General features: G+C 64.6%; 16 protein-coding genes. 5 read left to right on the plus strand and 11 right to left on the minus strand.

Annotation, left to right across the window (positions count from 1 at the left end; genetic code table 11):
• Positions 1 to 187: 187 nt before the first annotated feature.
• The 5 genes from mmsB to C8D04_RS04915 all read right to left on the minus strand — a co-directional run bounded on the left by mmsB (position 188) and on the right by C8D04_RS04915 (position 5,015).
• Complete coding sequence (gene mmsB / locus C8D04_RS04895) at positions 188 to 1,084, minus strand: 3-hydroxyisobutyrate dehydrogenase (protein ID WP_116003849.1); 897 nt, start codon at positions 1,082 to 1,084, stop codon at positions 188 to 190.
• 94 nt (positions 1,085 to 1,178) lie between these two features.
• Positions 1,179 to 1,568 (minus strand): DUF488 family protein, encoded by a 390-nt coding sequence (locus C8D04_RS04900; protein ID WP_116003850.1) that lies wholly within the window; start codon positions 1,566 to 1,568, stop codon positions 1,179 to 1,181.
• Positions 1,569 to 1,594: 26 nt separating this feature from the next.
• The gene (locus tag C8D04_RS04905) at positions 1,595 to 2,032 is read right to left on the minus strand and encodes a TfoX/Sxy family protein (protein ID WP_116003851.1); all 438 of its coding nucleotides are present in this window, start codon (positions 2,030 to 2,032) and stop codon (positions 1,595 to 1,597) included.
• A 60-nt stretch (positions 2,033 to 2,092) separates the two neighbouring features.
• The gene (locus C8D04_RS04910) at positions 2,093 to 3,259 is read right to left on the minus strand and encodes an acyl-CoA dehydrogenase family protein (RefSeq protein WP_116003852.1); all 1,167 of its coding nucleotides are present in this window, start codon (positions 3,257 to 3,259) and stop codon (positions 2,093 to 2,095) included.
• 232 nt (positions 3,260 to 3,491) lie between these two features.
• Positions 3,492 to 5,015 carry a CoA-acylating methylmalonate-semialdehyde dehydrogenase gene (locus C8D04_RS04915; RefSeq protein WP_116003853.1) on the minus strand — a complete coding sequence of 508 codons (1,524 nt, stop codon included), beginning with the start codon at positions 5,013 to 5,015 and terminating at the stop codon, positions 3,492 to 3,494.
• A gap of 169 nt (positions 5,016 to 5,184) precedes the next feature.
• Between C8D04_RS04915 and C8D04_RS04920 the strand changes: the two genes are divergently transcribed.
• The 3 genes from C8D04_RS04920 (at position 5,185) to C8D04_RS04930 (ending at position 7,047) form a co-directional block, all read left to right on the plus strand.
• Positions 5,185 to 6,072: a LysR family transcriptional regulator gene (locus tag C8D04_RS04920; RefSeq protein ID WP_116003854.1), complete on the plus strand. Its 888-nt coding sequence runs from the start codon at positions 5,185 to 5,187 to the stop codon at positions 6,070 to 6,072.
• A 290-nt stretch (positions 6,073 to 6,362) separates the two neighbouring features.
• Positions 6,363 to 6,779, plus strand: coding sequence for an SRPBCC family protein (locus C8D04_RS04925; RefSeq protein WP_116003855.1), 417 nt, complete (start codon positions 6,363 to 6,365; stop codon positions 6,777 to 6,779).
• Positions 6,780 to 6,798: 19 nt separating this feature from the next.
• Positions 6,799 to 7,047 carry a helix-hairpin-helix domain-containing protein gene (locus tag C8D04_RS04930; protein ID WP_116003856.1) on the plus strand — a complete coding sequence of 83 codons (249 nt, stop codon included), beginning with the start codon at positions 6,799 to 6,801 and terminating at the stop codon, positions 7,045 to 7,047.
• Between the two features lie 70 nt (positions 7,048 to 7,117).
• Here C8D04_RS04930 and C8D04_RS04935 read toward each other — a convergent pair whose 3' ends face one another.
• The 4 genes from C8D04_RS04935 to metE form a co-directional block, all read right to left on the minus strand.
• Positions 7,118 to 7,762, minus strand: a complete 645-nt coding sequence (locus C8D04_RS04935; RefSeq protein WP_116003857.1) for an AAA family ATPase — start codon at positions 7,760 to 7,762, stop codon at positions 7,118 to 7,120.
• Positions 7,763 to 7,766: 4 nt separating this feature from the next.
• Positions 7,767 to 8,096 carry a hypothetical protein gene (locus C8D04_RS04940; protein WP_116003858.1) on the minus strand — a complete coding sequence of 110 codons (330 nt, stop codon included), beginning with the start codon at positions 8,094 to 8,096 and terminating at the stop codon, positions 7,767 to 7,769.
• Between the two features lie 64 nt (positions 8,097 to 8,160).
• Positions 8,161 to 8,319, minus strand: coding sequence for a DUF3309 family protein (locus C8D04_RS04945; RefSeq protein WP_106447573.1), 159 nt, complete (start codon positions 8,317 to 8,319; stop codon positions 8,161 to 8,163).
• 184 nt (positions 8,320 to 8,503) lie between these two features.
• Positions 8,504 to 10,879 carry a 5-methyltetrahydropteroyltriglutamate--homocysteine S-methyltransferase gene (gene metE, locus C8D04_RS04950; RefSeq protein ID WP_116003859.1) on the minus strand — a complete coding sequence of 792 codons (2,376 nt, stop codon included), beginning with the start codon at positions 10,877 to 10,879 and terminating at the stop codon, positions 8,504 to 8,506.
• Positions 10,880 to 10,986: 107 nt separating this feature from the next.
• Here metE and C8D04_RS04955 point away from each other — a divergent pair, with 107 nt between their 5' ends.
• A complete protein-coding gene (locus C8D04_RS04955) occupies positions 10,987 to 11,913 on the plus strand; it encodes a LysR family transcriptional regulator (RefSeq protein ID WP_116003860.1) in 927 nt (308 codons plus the stop codon).
• 120 nt (positions 11,914 to 12,033) lie between these two features.
• Positions 12,034 to 12,279 (plus strand): DUF2789 domain-containing protein, encoded by a 246-nt coding sequence (locus C8D04_RS04960; RefSeq protein ID WP_116003861.1) that lies wholly within the window; start codon positions 12,034 to 12,036, stop codon positions 12,277 to 12,279.
• 111 nt (positions 12,280 to 12,390) lie between these two features.
• On the opposite strand, the gene C8D04_RS04965 is transcribed toward C8D04_RS04960, so the two are convergent.
• Both C8D04_RS04965 and C8D04_RS04970 read right to left on the minus strand, forming a co-directional pair.
• Complete coding sequence (locus C8D04_RS04965) at positions 12,391 to 14,010, minus strand: DHA2 family efflux MFS transporter permease subunit (RefSeq protein WP_116003862.1); 1,620 nt, start codon at positions 14,008 to 14,010, stop codon at positions 12,391 to 12,393.
• A 12-nt stretch (positions 14,011 to 14,022) separates the two neighbouring features.
• Positions 14,023 to 15,318 carry an efflux RND transporter periplasmic adaptor subunit gene (locus tag C8D04_RS04970; RefSeq protein ID WP_116003863.1) on the minus strand — a complete coding sequence of 432 codons (1,296 nt, stop codon included), beginning with the start codon at positions 15,316 to 15,318 and terminating at the stop codon, positions 14,023 to 14,025.
• Positions 15,319 to 15,362: the final 44 nt, after the last annotated feature.

Consider the following 15,362-nt stretch of genomic DNA (forward strand, 5'->3'; position numbering starts at 1 on the left):
AAACCTGTCCCCGCACCCATGGAGCATGGCGCGGGTTTTTTTTGGGCCGCCATCGTCCGGGGGGACATATCTTCCGATATCAGATGACCTTGCAACGGGTGAAGGGCTGGCTTTGAAAAAGGAATGGGCGCCGTCACGGCATGTTACGGCGCCCATTCCTATCAAAGAAGGGCCGCAGCCCCGCAGATCAACCCTTCTTTTGCAGCATCTTGATCACGCTGGAAAAATCTTCTCCGCCGTGCCCTGCCAGGCTGTGCGCGGCATAAATGGCGCGCGCCATGCCGCCCAGGGGGGTGCTGGCTTTCACGGCCATGGCGTTTTCTTGCGACAGGCCCAGGTCCTTGAGCATCAGGTCGGTGCCAAAGCCGCCGGTGTAGCCACGGGTGGCGGCGCTGGCTTCTTGCACGCCGGGGTAGGGGTTGTAGACCTCCAGCGCCCAGTTGCCACCCGAGCTGCGGCGCATGATTTCAGACAGCACCTTGGGGTCCAGGCCATTGGCCACGCCCAGGGCGATGGCTTCGCTGGTGCCCACCATGAGGATGCCGAGCAGCATGTTGTTGCAGATCTTGGCGGTCTGGCCGGCGCCCACGGCCCCGGCGTGGAAGATGTTCTTACCCATTTTTTCAAGCAGGGGCCGGGCGCGCTCCAGCGCCGCTGCGTCGCCGCCGACCATGAAGGTCAGCGTGCCGGCAATGGCGCCGCCGGTGCCGCCCGACACCGGCGCGTCGATGAACTGCACGCCCTGCGCCTCGGCGGCCTTGGCCACCTTTTGCGAAGTCGCGGCGGCGATGGTCGACGAATCGATCACCAGCGTGCCCTTGGCAATGTGCGCCAGCAGGCCCGGCTGGCCGTTGGCACCGAAGAACAGGCCGTCGACATGGTGGCTCGCGGGCAGCATGGTGATGACCGCTTCAGCGCCTTGCACGGCGGCGAAAGCGTCTGTCGCAATCGGCACGCCACTGGCCGCGAGCTGCTCGCAGGCGGCTTTGGACAGGTCGAACGCGCGCACTTCGTGGCCCGCCTTGTGCAGGTTCAGGGCCATAGGGCCGCCCATGTGGCCCAGGCCGATGAATGCGATTTTCATGGTGTTGTCTCCGGTGGTGGTGAGTGAAATGGTATGGATTTGATAGCTGCCAGCGCTTTACAGCTAAGCGCTAGAGGCCAAAATGGCTTGAATTTCAGGGGGCAACGTCCGCGCCGCGCGCCAGCAGCTCGGCGCGCAGCACCGAGCGGTGGCAGCGCGCCTCCTCTTCGCAGTAGCAGCCGACTGACATGGCGCTGTGGTGCGACAGCGCGGCCAGCAGGTCGAGCGTGCGGCTGGCCTCGGGCTGGGCCAGCTCCTTGCGGAACTGTTTGATGAACTGCTCCCATTCCTTGTCGGTCTGCGCCTGCTGGCCCTGGGCCATGAGTTCGGCGCTGGGCGAGAGCAGCGGGTACCACACGTCGTAGTAGTCGCGGCTGGCGAACTCGGCTTTGGGCACGCCGCGTGGCGGGCGGCGCACGGTGCCGATGCGCGTGCCTTCCCCTGCTGCGCGCGGGGTGCCGAGGCGGACGATGCGAAGGGGCATGGTGGTTTCCTCCGGGTCAATGGATATCAGTCTTCGGCGTCGAAGATGCTGTGTCTTCTGCGGGCCGGCTGGGCGCTGGTTTTCTTCTTTGTGCCTGCGCCGGGCGCTTTCTTGCGCGGCGGCGTGGCCTTGGCCTGGGGGTTGTAAGCCAGGGCTTCTTCCAGCCAGAAGATCCACTGCGCGCGCGTGGCGTAGCCGTTGGGTTCGACCCAGAAGTAGCCCTGCATGCCGCCACCAGGCGAGAGTTCGCGCGTGTTCTGCATCTCCTGGAACTCGCCATGCCGCTCGGGCGGTAGGCGCAGCAGCAACTCATCGCCCTTGACGCCGATGCACAGCTTGCCGTCCACGAAGAAGCAGTAGCTGCCGAACAGGGTGCGCTCGTCCACATCGTCGCGCCGCGCCAGAAAAGCGCGCACGGCGTTGATCAGGTGCAGCGTTGCGTCGGCAATGGGGCGGGCGGGCATGGGTGTGGATGAAATAGGCCGCTAACGCTGATGCATCAATCGCCAGAAGCTATGAAAAACCTAGCGAATCGCATCGGGCGCGTCGCTCTCGAGCATGCGCCGGGCGATGATGACGCGCATGATTTCGTTCGTGCCCTCCAGGATCTGGTGCACGCGCGCGTCGCGCAGCAAGCGCTCCAGCGGGTATTCGCGGATGTAGCCGTAGCCGCCGTGCAGCTGCAGCGCCTCGTTGCACACGGTAAAGCCCGCATCGGTGGCAAAGCGCTTGGCCATGGCGCAGTAGGTCGATGCATCCGGGTCGCCGGCGTCGAGTTTGCTGGCGGCCAGGCGCACCATCTGGCGGGCGGCAACCAGTTCGGTGGCCATGTCGGCCAGCTTGAACTGAAGGGCCTGAAAGCTCGCCAGGCTTTTGCCAAACTGTTTGCGCTCCTGCATGTAGGCCTGCGCTTGCGCCAGCGCGCCTTGCGCCGCGCCCACCGAGCAGGTGGCGATGTTGATGCGGCCGCCGTCCAGGCCCTTCATGGCGATCTTGAAGCCTTCACCTTCGCTGCCCAGCAGGTGGTCGACGGGGATGCGTACGTTGTCAAAGCTGATGGTGCGCGTGGGCTGGCTGTTCCAGCCCATCTTGTGTTCTTTTTTGCCGTAGCTGATGCCGGGGGTGTTGGCGGGCACGGCAAACGCGCTGATGCCGTGCGCGCCCGACTGCGCATCGCCCGTGCGGGCCATGAGCACCAGCACATCGGTGGCGCCGGCGCCCGAGATAAAAGCTTTGGAGCCGTTGATGACGTATTCATCGCCCACCCGATCGGCCCGTGTCTTGAGCGATGCCGCGTCCGAGCCCGCGCCAGGTTCGGTCAGGCAGTAGGACGCGAGTTTTTCGCCCGTGGTCAGCAGCGGGCCCCAGTGGTCGCGCACCGCTGGGGTGGCCCAGGTGCCCAGCATCCAGGTGGCCATGTTGTGGATGGTGATGAAGGCGGTGGTGCTGGGGTCGATGGCGGCCATTTCCTCAAACACCAGCGTGGCGTCGAGGCGGGGCAGGGCGAGGCCACCGGCGTTCTCAGGGGCATAGAGCCCGCAAAAGCCCAGTTCGCCCGCCTTGGCAATCGCGTCTTTGGGGAAGATGGCTTCGGCGTCCCATTGTGCGGCGTGGGGCGCGAGTTCGGCCTGGGCAAATTGGCGCGCCGTGTCGGCAAAGGCACGCTGGTCTTCGGTCAGTTCAAAGTCCATCGGCGGGTCTCCTGGTGTGTTTTGCTTTTGTTTTGATAGCTGCTTGCGCTTACAGAATAAGTACTGGAGCCTGATTTGACTTCAATTTCCTGGCCATCACCGTTGGCAGGTGTTTAAACCTGGGCGCGACCCCATACCAGTGCCTCCGCGCAAGAGCCGCCCTGCCGCGCTGGTGGCGTCCCCCTTTCGCATCGCGCAGCAAAAGGGGGAAGACGCGAAGCGGCTCAGGGGGTTACTTCAAGCTAATGGTTGTGTTCACACCATGCGAAGTGGTGCTGTCGTCAAACCAGCGGGCCGTGACGGTCTTGGTCTGGGTGTAGAACATTACCACTTGCTTGCCGTAAGGGCCCAGGTCGCCCAGCTTGGAGGCGCGCGAACCGGTGAACGAGAACAGCGGCACCGGCACGGGGATTGGCACGTTGATGCCGACCTGGCCGACGTCGATTTCTTCCTGGAACTTGCGCGCTGCGGCGCCCGACTGCGTGAAGATGGCGGTGCCGTTGCCGTTGGGGTTTTCGTTGATGAACTCGATGGCCTGGTCGATGTCGTCGGCGGCTACCAGGGCCAGCACGGGGCCAAAGATTTCCTGGTCGTAAATGGCCATGCCGGGCTTGACGCCCGAGAAGATCGTCGGGCCGACAAAGTTGCCCTTCTCAAAGCCTGCCACCTGGGGCTTGCGGCCGTCGAGTTCCAGCTTGGCACCCTCAAGCACGCCGCGTTCGATCAGGCCTTCCACACGCGAGAGGGCGGCGCAGGAGATGACGGGCCCCACATCGGTGCCCTTTTCGGTACCGGCGTTGACCTTGAGCGTTTGGGCCTTGGCGACCAGCTCGGGAATCCACTTTTGCGACTCGCCCACCAGCACCACCACGGGCAGGGCCATGCAGCGCTGGCCGGCGGCGCCAAACGCAGCACCAGCGATGGCATTGAGGGTTTGTTCCTTGTTCGCATCGGGCAGGACGATGGCGTGGTTCTTCGCACCCATCATGCATTGCGCACGCTTGCCGGCCAGGGTGGCGCGGTTGTACACATGGGTGCCCACCTTGGTGGAACCGACAAACGACACCGCCTTGATGTCCTTGTGGTCGCAGATCGCGTTGACGGCCATTTCGCCGCCGTGGATCACGTTCAGCACGCCGGGAGGGATGCCCGCTTCGAGTGCCAGCTCGCACAGGCGCATGGTGACCATGGGGTCTTGCTCGGAGGGCTTGAGCACGAAGGTGTTGCCCGTGGCAATGGCCATGGGGAACATCCACAGCGGAATCATGGCGGGGAAGTTGAACGGGGTGATGCCTGCGCACACGCCCAGGGGCTGGAGCAGGGTGTAGGTGTCCACGCCGCCGGCCACGTTGTTGGCCAGCTCGCCCAGCTGCAGGTTGCCAATGCTGGCGGCATGTTCAACCACTTCCAGGCCACGGAACACGTCGCCTTCGGCATCGGGCAGTGTCTTGCCCTGTTCGGCCGTCAGGATGGCGGCCAGCTCGCCCATGTTTTCACGGATGAGCTGCTGGAGCTTGAGGAAGATGCGGGCGCGCGCGCCGATGGGGGTTTTCTTCCAGGTCTTGAAGGCTTCCTTGGCCGAGGCCACGGCGGCGTTGATTTCGTCCTGCGTGGCAAAGGGCACACGGGCCAGCACCTGCTGCGTGGCGGGGTTGACCACGTCGCGCCACTCGGTGGTTTTGGATTCGACGAACTGGCCGCCGATCAGCAGCTTGACGGTGGGGGCCAGTGCGGCCACGTTGGTAGGTGCGTTCATGCAGTTGTCTCCTGAAAGGATGGGCTTGATTGCCCGAAACCCCCTGATGGTATATGTGCATAATTGTCAGCACAAGAGATAAAAGCGCGCACAGTATCTGCATTTATGCACACTATTTCGCAAGGCGCGCGTAAGAACCGGGTCAAACAAGCCTGTAGCGGGAGATACGATGGACTGGGACAACCTGCGCTTTTTTCTGGAACTGGCCCGCACCGGCACGCTGGCGGGCGCAGCGCGGCGCCTGGGCGTGGAGCACACCACCGTGTCGCGCCGCATCCAGGCGCTGGAAAAGCAAATGGGCGCCACCTTGTTCGCTCGCGAGGCGGGGGGCCATCGCCTGGCCGAGGCGGGGCGTCACCTGCTGCCCTCTGTCGAGGCCATGGAGGCAGCGGTGCTGGGGGTGGAGCGTGCGGCCCCCACGCCGGGCGGCGGCCCCTCGGGCCTGGTGCGCGTGGGCGCCACCGAAGGTTTTGGCACCCAGATACTGGCGCCGCACCTGGCGCGCTTGACGCAAAAGCACCCGCAGCTGTCCATTGACCTGCTGGCACTGCCGCGCATGCTGCACCTGAGCCGGCGCGAGGCCGACATCGTCATCTCGCTCGAACGCCCCACGCGCGGCTCGGTCATCGTCGCCCGGCTGACCGACTATGTGCTGCACCTGTATGGTCAGCGCGACTACCTGGCCCAAACGTTTCCCGTGACCCAGCGCGAAGACCTGTGCCACCATGCCTTCATCAGCTATGTGGACGACCTGCTGTTCACCAAGGAGCTGCAGTTTCTCGATGCCCTGCACCAGCCCGAGCGCTTCGCGTTTCGCAGCACCAGCATTACCGCGCAATACGAAGCCGTGCGCGCCGGTGCCGGTTTGGCGGTGCTGCCGGCCTTTCTTGCCGACCGCGACCCCCTCCTCGCGCGCGTGCTGCCGCACGAGGCGCGCTTCACACGCACCTTCTGGATGAGCATGCCGGCCGAGGGCAAGCATTTGGCGCGCATGCAGGCGGTGTGGGGTTTTTTGAAAGAGACGGTGCAGGAAGAGGGAGCAAGATTGGTGCCGTAGGGGGCGAGGTGAGGTGGGCGATGCGCGCAGCGCGCAGTAAGCCGGATATGGGTATCAGGGGTGTAATAGAAAGTTTTATGCATGCTGTGCATGCACAAAACACTGAGCCCAAGCATCCGCGAATTTTTTAGGTTTGCCTAAACCAGAGTTTTGAGGCTTGTCAGTAGTGTTTTTTGGCGGTTTGCTGGTTATGGTATCTAAATATTTTTCGCAGCCGACCGCCTACGGCGGCGGCTGAACTCAGGCTGTTAGGCCGCTCACGTCATTTTTCCCCCTTCTGAAAATTCTCAATGCAGGTTGAACACCGAATCGCAATCACTGCGCCCCCCGAAAAAATCTTCCGGATTTACGAGGATGTCCAAAACTGGCACACGTGGGACCCGGACACAAAGCAGGCTTTTCTTGAAGGTCCATTTCGCGTTGGTAGCCGCGGCCGTATCACGCCTCCTAAGGGCATGACAGTTCCTATGCTTCTTACTCAAGTTGAGCCCGGCAAGTACTTCACGGTCGAATCGAATATTCCCTTGTTTCGCATGCTATTCGAGCATGAGCTCGTTCCCGTGGAAGGAGCGACAGAGGTCATCCACAGGGTTACATTCTCAGGTTTTCTGTCCTTTGTTCTAGGTCCTATGCTATCTAAGCAACTGAACTCAGGCCTTCCGGTCACACTGCGCAAGCTAAAGGCTCTCGCAGAGGGCGCGGGTTAGGTATTTTAAAAAAATTGCCATGCCATTTCCTCCATCTGAAAGAAAAGCGCTTCTTGCTGTAAAAGGTGTTGGCCCTACAGTAGTAGCTCGCCTTGAACAAATGGGATATGAGTCTTTGGCGCATTTAAGCAAATCCAATGCTCTTGATATTGTTTCAAAAGCGTCCGTCATTGTCGGGTCAACGTGCTGGAAAAATAGTCCACAAGCACGTGCAGCCATTCAGTCAGCTATTGCGTTGGCGCAGTCCCATCATGCAAAACCGACCTAATTGTTTGTCGCGACCGACCGCCTAGGGCAGCGGCTGAACTCAGGGCGTTCGTTGCATGAATCCCGGCAGATCAATCAGCAGCTTTTTCAGCCCCCGCTGCACCCAACATGCGCTGCACCCAGTCCGGCATGGCATCCACCAGCGCCGTGGTGGCCGTGGCCGTGCGAATGGCCACCAGGCGCGGGCCACCTTCGGTTACTTCCATGGCGTCATACAGATAAGCCACATCGGCCAGGCGAACGGCCTGTGCGAGGTTCGCCAGGGTGCGCGGGTAGCGCGCCAGGATGCGCTCGGGCGGCACGGGGTGGCCGCCTTCGCGCACGCGCTGGGCCACGCGGTCGAGCAAGCGGGCCGGGTCGTCCAGTGCCACGATGTGCAGCGCAACGGTGAAGCCGTGGCGTTGTGCCTCCTTGATGAGCACGAGCTTGGAGGGGTGGGAGAACACGGTTTCGCTGGCGAATGGCGTGTGCGCCGCGATCAAGGCCGTGCGGCGCGCCTCGGCCCAGGCGCGGGCGGCTTCGGAGCGTTCTTGGGCGTTGGCGATGTGCTGCAGGTGCGCGCGCTCGTGCAGGTCGGCGTTCACGAATTCGAGCGGCGGCCCCAGGATGCCTTCGCGCACCAGGGCGCGGTAGAGCGTGGATTTGCCCGCGCCGTTGGGGCCGGCGAGCAGGTGGAACCAGAGTGGCGAGGGCGTTGCCGCGCGGGGCGCTGGCATGGGCTCAGACGGCGTGGGCCTGGTTCTCGCGCACCACTTCGCGCACGCGCTGGGCCAGCGAGCCGCTGGTTTGCGCGGCCAGCAGGCGGGCGCTCAGCGCGTCCACCGAGGCGGCGGCCGTGGCGGGGGTGTGCGGGGTCGAGGTGGCTTCGTACTGCTCGATGGCGAGGCGCGCTTCTTGCACGCTCAGGCCCGTGTGTTCCACGATCTGGCCCAGCGTGGCCCAGTATTCAATCTGGCTGGCGACCGAGCGACGCATGGGCTGCGCGGCCTGGCGTGCCTGCTCGACAAGGGCGCTGGGAAGTTTGACGGATGCAAAGGGGGTGGCGGCCATGATTTTCTCCTGATTGGCGCATTTTGCGCCAATCAGGCATTAAACGCAAAGCTGCAGTGCCCGCCTAGATCCGCCCCATCAGCAGCAAGACCACCAAAATCAGAACCACCAGGCCGATGCCGCCGCTGGGGCCGTACCCCCAGGAGCGGCTGTGGCCCCAGGTGGGCAGGGCGCCGACGAGGATCAGGATCAGCACGATGAGAAGGATCAGGGAGATCGACATGGCAGTTCTTTCTGGTGTTTGTGGGAAGTCTCTGCATGGTGCGGCGCGCCCGCGTGCAGCCCGGCAGGCGCAGGGCGATCCTGGCTGTCGGGTTTCTTCGGGTGAGTCTGTCAGACAGCGCGTATTCAGCTATTTGTTTGATAGCTTCTTGCGCTTTATGGGAAAGCCCTGAAGGCCGATTTAGTTACAGACTCATTTCTTCTTCCAGCCGCGCCCGCACCGCGTGCGCGGCCTGCACCATGTGGGCCAGCGCGGCTTCGGTTTCGGGCCAGCTGCGGGTTTTGAGGCCGCAGTCGGGGTTGACCCACAGGTTGCCTACGGGCACCACTTCGGCGGCTTTTTCGAGCAGCGCGGTCATCTCGCCCACGCCGGGCACGCGCGGCGAGTGGATGTCGTACACGCCGGGGCCGATTTCGTTGGGGTATTGGAACTGGCCAAAGCCGTGCAGCAGTTCCATGTCCGAGCGGCTGGTTTCGATGGTGATGACGTCGGCATCCATGGAGGCGATGGCCGGCAGGATGTCGTTGAACTCGCTGTAGCACATGTGGGTGTGGATTTGCGTGTCGTCGCGCACGCCGCTGGCCGCGATGCGAAAGGCGCGCGTGGCCCAGGCCAGGTAGGGTTGACCACCGGCTTTGCGCAGGGGCAGGCCTTCGCGAATGGCGGGCTCGTCGATCTGGATCACGGCAATGCCGGCGGCTTCCAGGTCGCTCACTTCGTCGCGGATAGCCCAGGCGATCTGTTCGGCGGTCTGGCTGCGCGGCTGGTCGTCGCGTACGAAGCTCCACTGCAGGATGGTGATGGGGCCGGTCAGCATGCCCTTCATGGGCTTGTCGGTCAGGCTTTGGGCGTAGCGCGTCCAGGCCACCGTCATGGGCGCGGGGCGGGCCACGTCGCCATAAATGATGGGCGGCTTGACGCAGCGCGAGCCGTAGCTTTGCACCCAGCCGTTCTGTGTAAAGGCAAAGCCGTCGAGCTGCTCGCCAAAGTATTCGACCATGTCGTTGCGCTCGGCTTCGCCGTGCACCAGCACGTCCAGGCCCAGGGCTTCCTGCTTGCGCACGGCCAGGGCGATTTCTGCTTCCATGCTGCGCTGGTAGTGCGCGGCGCTCAGCGTGCCGCGCTTGAAGCTGGCGCGGGCCGCGCGGATTTCGGTGGTCTGCGGAAACGAGCCGATGGTGGTGGTGGGCAGCAGGGGCAGTTGCAGGCGCGCGCGCTGCGCCTGCTGGCGCACGGCAAAGCGGCTGCTGCGCTGGTCGGCGCCAGGGGCGGCAGCGGCCAGGCGGGCCGCCACCGTGGCGCGGTGCGCGCGCGGGCTGGCGTGGCGGGCGGCCAGGGCCGCGCGCGCGGCGGCCAGTTCGGGGCCGACGGCCGCTTCGCCCTGGGTGAGGGCGCTGGCCAGCAGGCGCAGTTCGCCCAGCTTTTCAACGGCAAAGGCCAGCCAGGAGCGGACTTCGGGGTCGAGCGCGGTTTCGGCCGCCAGGCTGAACGGCACATGCAGCAGCGAGCACGAGGGCGCCAGCCACAGCGCGCCCTGGTGTTTTTGCAGCACCGGCGCCAGGCGCGCCAGGGCGGCATCGAGGTCGGTGCGCCAGATGTTGCGGCCATCGACCACGCCCACCGACAGCACCTTGTGCGAGGGCAGCCAGTCGGCCACGCCGACCAGCTCTTCGGGGGCGCGCACGGCGTCCACGTGCAGGCCGGCCACCGGCAGCTGGCAGGCCAGGCGCAGGTTCTCCGACAGCGGCGAGAAGTACGTCGCCAGCAGCAGTTGGGGCGCGCTGCGGGCCAGTTGCCAGTAGGCGGGCTCAAAAGCGTGGCGCCAGGCTGCGGGCAAGTCCAGGCCCAGGATGGGCTCGTCGATCTGCACCCATTGCACGCCCTGCGCCTTCAGGCGCGCCAGCACGGCTTCGTACACCGACAGCAATGGCTCCAGCAGCGTGAAGCGGTCAAAACCGGCCTCTTTGGATTTGCCCAGCCACAAAAAGCTCAGCGGCCCCAGCAGCACGGCCTTGACCGGGTGGCCCAGCGCCTGCGCTTCTTGCACTTCATCAAACAGGCGCTCGCTGGCCACGCGGAACGTGGTGGTCGCGCTGAACTCGGGCACCAGGTAGTGGTAGTTGGTGTCAAACCACTTGGTCATCTCCAGCGCGGGCTGGCCGTCGGTAGCGTGCGCTGCGGTGCAGCCGGGGCTGCAGCCTTCGTGGGCGGTGGCACCGGCCGACACACCGCGCGCCATGGCGAAGTAGCGGTCCAGTTCAGGCGTGTCGGCGCCCAACGCAAAACGTGCGGGCTCGCAGCCCAGCAGTTGGATGTGGTTGGCCACATGGTCGTACAGGGCGAAGTCGCCCACGGTGACAAAACCCAGGCCCGCGTCGGCCTGCGCTTGCCAGTGCTTCTGGCGCAGCTGGGTAGCGGTGGTCTGCAGGTCGGCGGCGGTGCGGTCGCCGCGCCAGTGCGATTCGAGCGCAAATTTCAGTTCGCGCTGTGCGCCCATGCGTGGGAAGCCCAAGGTGTGGGTGAGCACGGGGCGGGAGGGCGAGAGCGCGGCTTGCGACATGGTTGTGTTCCTTCGGAGGGTGTGCAGTGCAATGAAGGTTGCAATGGTCGCGCGGACTCATTTATTATTCAAACGAAAGTTTTATCTGCTCAACTTGAATTAATCTAATGATGCAATCGATTTTGGAGCTGCGCCACCTGCGCACCCTGCAGGCGCTGCGCGACAGCGGCAGCCTGGTGCGGGCGGCGCAACTGCTCAACCTCACGCAGTCGGCGCTGTCGCACCAGGTCAAGCTGCTCGAAGACCGCTACGCTGCGCCGCTGTTCGAGCGCAAATCGGTACCGCCGCAGTTCAGTGCCACAGGCAGCCGCCTGCTGGCGCTGGCCGACGCGGTGCTGCCGCAGGTCGAAGCGGCCGAGCGCGACGTGGCGCGGCTGCTGACCGGGCGCGGCGGCCAGTTGCGCATTGCGGTCGAATGCCACACCTGCTTTGACTGGCTGATGCCGGCCATGGACGCCTTTCGCAGCCGCTGGCCCGAGGTCGAGCTGGACATCGTCTCGGGCTTTCAGGCCGACCCGGTGGGCCTGCTGCACCAGGACCGTGCCGACGTGGCCATCGTCTCGGAGGTGGATGCTGACGACCCGGTGGTGCAGTTCCACCCGCTGTTTGGTTTTGAAATCCAGGCGCTGCTGGCCAATGGCCACCCGCTGGTGGCGCGCAGCCACCTGGCGGCGCAGGATTTTGCCGACCAGACCCTCATCACCTACCCGGTGCCCGACGACATGCTCGACCTGGTGCGCCAGGTGCTGGAGCCCGCCGGCGTGCGCCCGCCGCGCCGCACCACCGAACTGACGGTCGCCATGCTGCAGCTGGTGGCTAGCGGGCGCGGCGTGGCGGCGCTGCCGGTGTGGGCAGTGCAAAGCTATGTGGAGCGCGGCTACGTCACCGCCCGGCCGATTGGCCCGCACGGCCTGACCGGCCGCCTGTACGCCGCGTGCATGCAGCGCACGGCCGAGCGGCCCTGGCTGGCCGATTTCGTCACGGTGACGCGGGAGAGCAGTTTTTTAAGCCTGAAGGGGGTGGCGCTGCTCTGAGGAGGCTGTCATCCTTTTTCGCTTGTTGGTGCTGCGGGCTTGGGTTTGGCCTGAATTCTGTAGATACTGGTTTACAAGCTTTTGATCCACTTTTCTCTTGCGCCAAAGGAGTGACACGCCATGGACAGCAGCATCCACCGCTTTACAGACCTTTTTGCCCAACTGGGCCTGCCGACCGACAACGCCGAGATCGGACAGTTTTTGCGCCAGCATTCGCCCCTGGCGGATGACATCACCCTGCCCAATGCCCCGTTCTGGACCACCGCGCAGGCCGCATTTCTGCGCGACGGGTGGCGCGAAGATGCCGACTGGGCTGAACTGGTTGATCAGCTCAACCTTGCGCTGCGGGCACCGGTACTGGGTTGATCGCCTGGCTTATCCTTATGGTTGCTATTAAAAAAATAGCTTCTAGCGCTTGTGTATAGGGCGCTAGAAGCTATTTTTGTTAGTTTTTTAACAATGCAAAAAATCAAACCCTCAATGCGCCCCGCCGGCATCCACCGCTGCGCCTGCTGACGCGGGCCGGTGGGTCAGCCAGATGGTGGCGATCAAGGTCAGGAACAGAAATGCGGACGCCAGAAAGATGTCGTCCACGGCGCGTGTATAGGCCTGCTGGTCGATCAGGCGGTTGACCTGTGCCAGTGCCTGCGGCATGGTCAGCCCCGAAGCGGTCAGGCCGTTGAGCGTTTGGGCAAAGACACCTTGTCCTTGCACCAGCGTTTCGGTCAGGTGGGCGTGGTGCATGGCGGCGCGGCTTTCCCACAGGGTGGTCGTAATCGATACACCCATGGCACCCGCGGTGATGCGTACAAAGTTGCTCAGCCCGGCCGCCGCCGGAATGCGCTCGGGCGGCAGTCCCGAGAGCGTGATGGTGGTCAGCGGAATGAAAAAGAACGCCATGGCCGCGCCCTGGATCACGGTGGGGATCAGCACCGTCACAAAATCGGTTTCGGTATTGAAACGCGAGCGCATCCACAACACCAGGGCAAACACAATGAACGCCCCGGTGGCCATGCGGCGGGGGTCCCACTGGCCCACCTTGCGCCCGACGATGGGCGTCAGCAAGATGGCCAGCACCCCCACAGGCGCCAGCGCCATACCGGCGGCCGTAGCGGTGTAGCCCATGAACTGCTGCAGCCACAACGGCAGCAGCACCACATTGCCAAAGAACAGGGCATAGGCCACGGACAGCGACAGCGCGCCAAAAGTGAAGTTGCGGCCCTTGAACAGGCGCAGGTCCACCACCGGGTGCTCGTCGGTCAGCTCCCACACCACGAACACCGCAAACGCCACCGCTGCAACGATGGCCATGGCCGTGATTTCGCCCGAGGCAAACCAGTCCAACTCTTTGCCCTTGTCGAGCATGAGCTGCAGCGAGCCCACCCACAACACCAGCAGGCCCAAACCAACGCTGTCGATGGGCAGCTTGCGTGTGGGGGTTTCGCGTTGCTTGTAGATGGCCCAGGTGAACGCAGCGGCCAGCAGACCCACGGGAACGTTGATGTAGAAGATCCACGGCCAGGAAATGTTGTCGGTGATCCAGCCGCCCAACAGCGGCCCTACCACCGGGGCGACCAGCGTGGTCATGCCCCACAGGGCCAGCGCGGTGCCCGCCAGTGCGCGCGGAAAACTCGACAGCAGCAGGGTTTGCGACAGCGGAATCATCGGCCCGGCCACCAGGCCTTGCAGCACGCGGAAGAACACCAACATCTCCAGCGACGTGGCAAAGCCGCACAGCCAGGAGGTGATGACAAACAGCAGCACGCTCATGCTGAACAGACGCACGGCGCCAAAACGCTGCGTGAGCCATCCGGTCAGCGGCACCGAGATGGCATTGGCCACGCCAAAGCTGGTGATGACCCAGGTGCCCTGGCCGGGGCTCACGCCCAGGTCGCCGGCAATGGCGGGAATGGACACGTTGGCAATCGACGAATCGAGCACGTTCATGAACGTGGCCAGCGACAGCGCCAGCGTGCCCAGCAGCAGCGTGGAGCCGGTCAGCGGCGGGTGCTGTGCGGGAGGTGTTACAGGCGTTGCGCTGGCAGGCGCCGGGGCACCTGTGGACGCTTGGGGCGCAGCGGGACTGGCGGCAGTCATGCAAATCCTGGCTTAACGCACCACGGGCGCGTGCACTGGCGCGGCCGCATGGGCCGTTCCGTGGGCGCGCGCCGTGCGGGCTGCGCCGGGCGAGGCCATGGCCGCCTTGCGGCCGCCCAGGTTGGCCGCAATGATGTTCGCTACCTCGGCGTCTGCCGCCTGGAGCTGGGCGTCAAACACGGTGGTGGATGCCACAGGCGCGGTGCGCGGCGTGTCGGAGAGGGTCTTGCCGCTTTGGTCGGCAATGTCCACCTTGACGACCATCGACAGGCCCACGCGCAGCGGGTGCTCGGCCAGTTCTTTGGGGTCGAGCGCCACGCGCACGGGAACGCGCTGCACCACCTTGATCCAGTTGCCGGTGGCGTTTTGCGCGGGTAGCAGGGCAAAGGCCGCGCCGGTTCCGGCGCCCAGGCCGGCAATGCGGCCGTGGTAAATCACCTTGTCGCCGTACACATCGGCCTCCAGATCGGCGCTTTGGCCGATGCGCAGGTTTTGCAGCTGGCTTTCCTTGAAATTGGCGTCCACCCACAAGTCGTTCAGTGCCACCAGCGTCATCATCGGGGCACCGGCTTGCACACGCTGGCCCACCTGCACGCCGCGCTTGGCGACATAGCCGTCGAGCGGGGCCACCAGTTGGGCGCGCTGCACGGCCAGGTAGGCTTCGCGCACGCGGGCCGAGGCACGCTGCACGTTCGGGTGCTGCTCGATCGATACGCCCTCGGTCTGCGTCTGGCTGGCGGCCAGTTGTTCTTGCGCGGCCAGCACGGCCGATTGGGCGGCCGCCACGCTGCTGCGGGCGGCGGTCAGCTGGGCGTTGGCGTGCTGGAACTCTTCCTTGCCCACGGCGCCGCTGGCCATCAAGGGGGCGCGGCGGTTCACGTCGTCTTGCAGCCGGGCTGCGTCGGCCTGGGCACGGGCCAGGTCGGCTTTGCGCAGGCTGACCTGCGCTTGCAGGGTGGAGTTGTTGGCAAACAGGGTGCGCACCTCGCGCACGGTTTGCGCCAGTTGTGCCTCTGCCTGGTCCAGCGCTACACGGGCGTCGGCCGGGTCCAGCGATACCAGCATCTGGCCGGCGTGCACAAAGTCGGTGTCGTCGGCACCAATGGACACCACGGTGCCGCCCATTTGCGGAGTGATCTGCACCACGTTGCCCGCGACGTAGGCGTTGTCGGTCGATTCAAAGTGGCGGCCGTTGAACCAGTGCCAGCCGCCCCAGGCGGCGCCAGCCAAGGCTACGGCCACGGCGATCAGGGTCAGGCCACGGCGGCGGGCGGTGTTGGCTTCGGTGGCGGTCAGGGGTGCGCTCATGGCGGGGTCTTTCGGGGGTTCGGTCTGTGCGGGGTGTTGGGTAG

The sequence above is a fragment of the Simplicispira sp. 125 genome (assembly GCF_003096555.1).
Classification (GTDB): Bacteria; Pseudomonadota; Gammaproteobacteria; order Burkholderiales; family Burkholderiaceae_C; genus Simplicispira.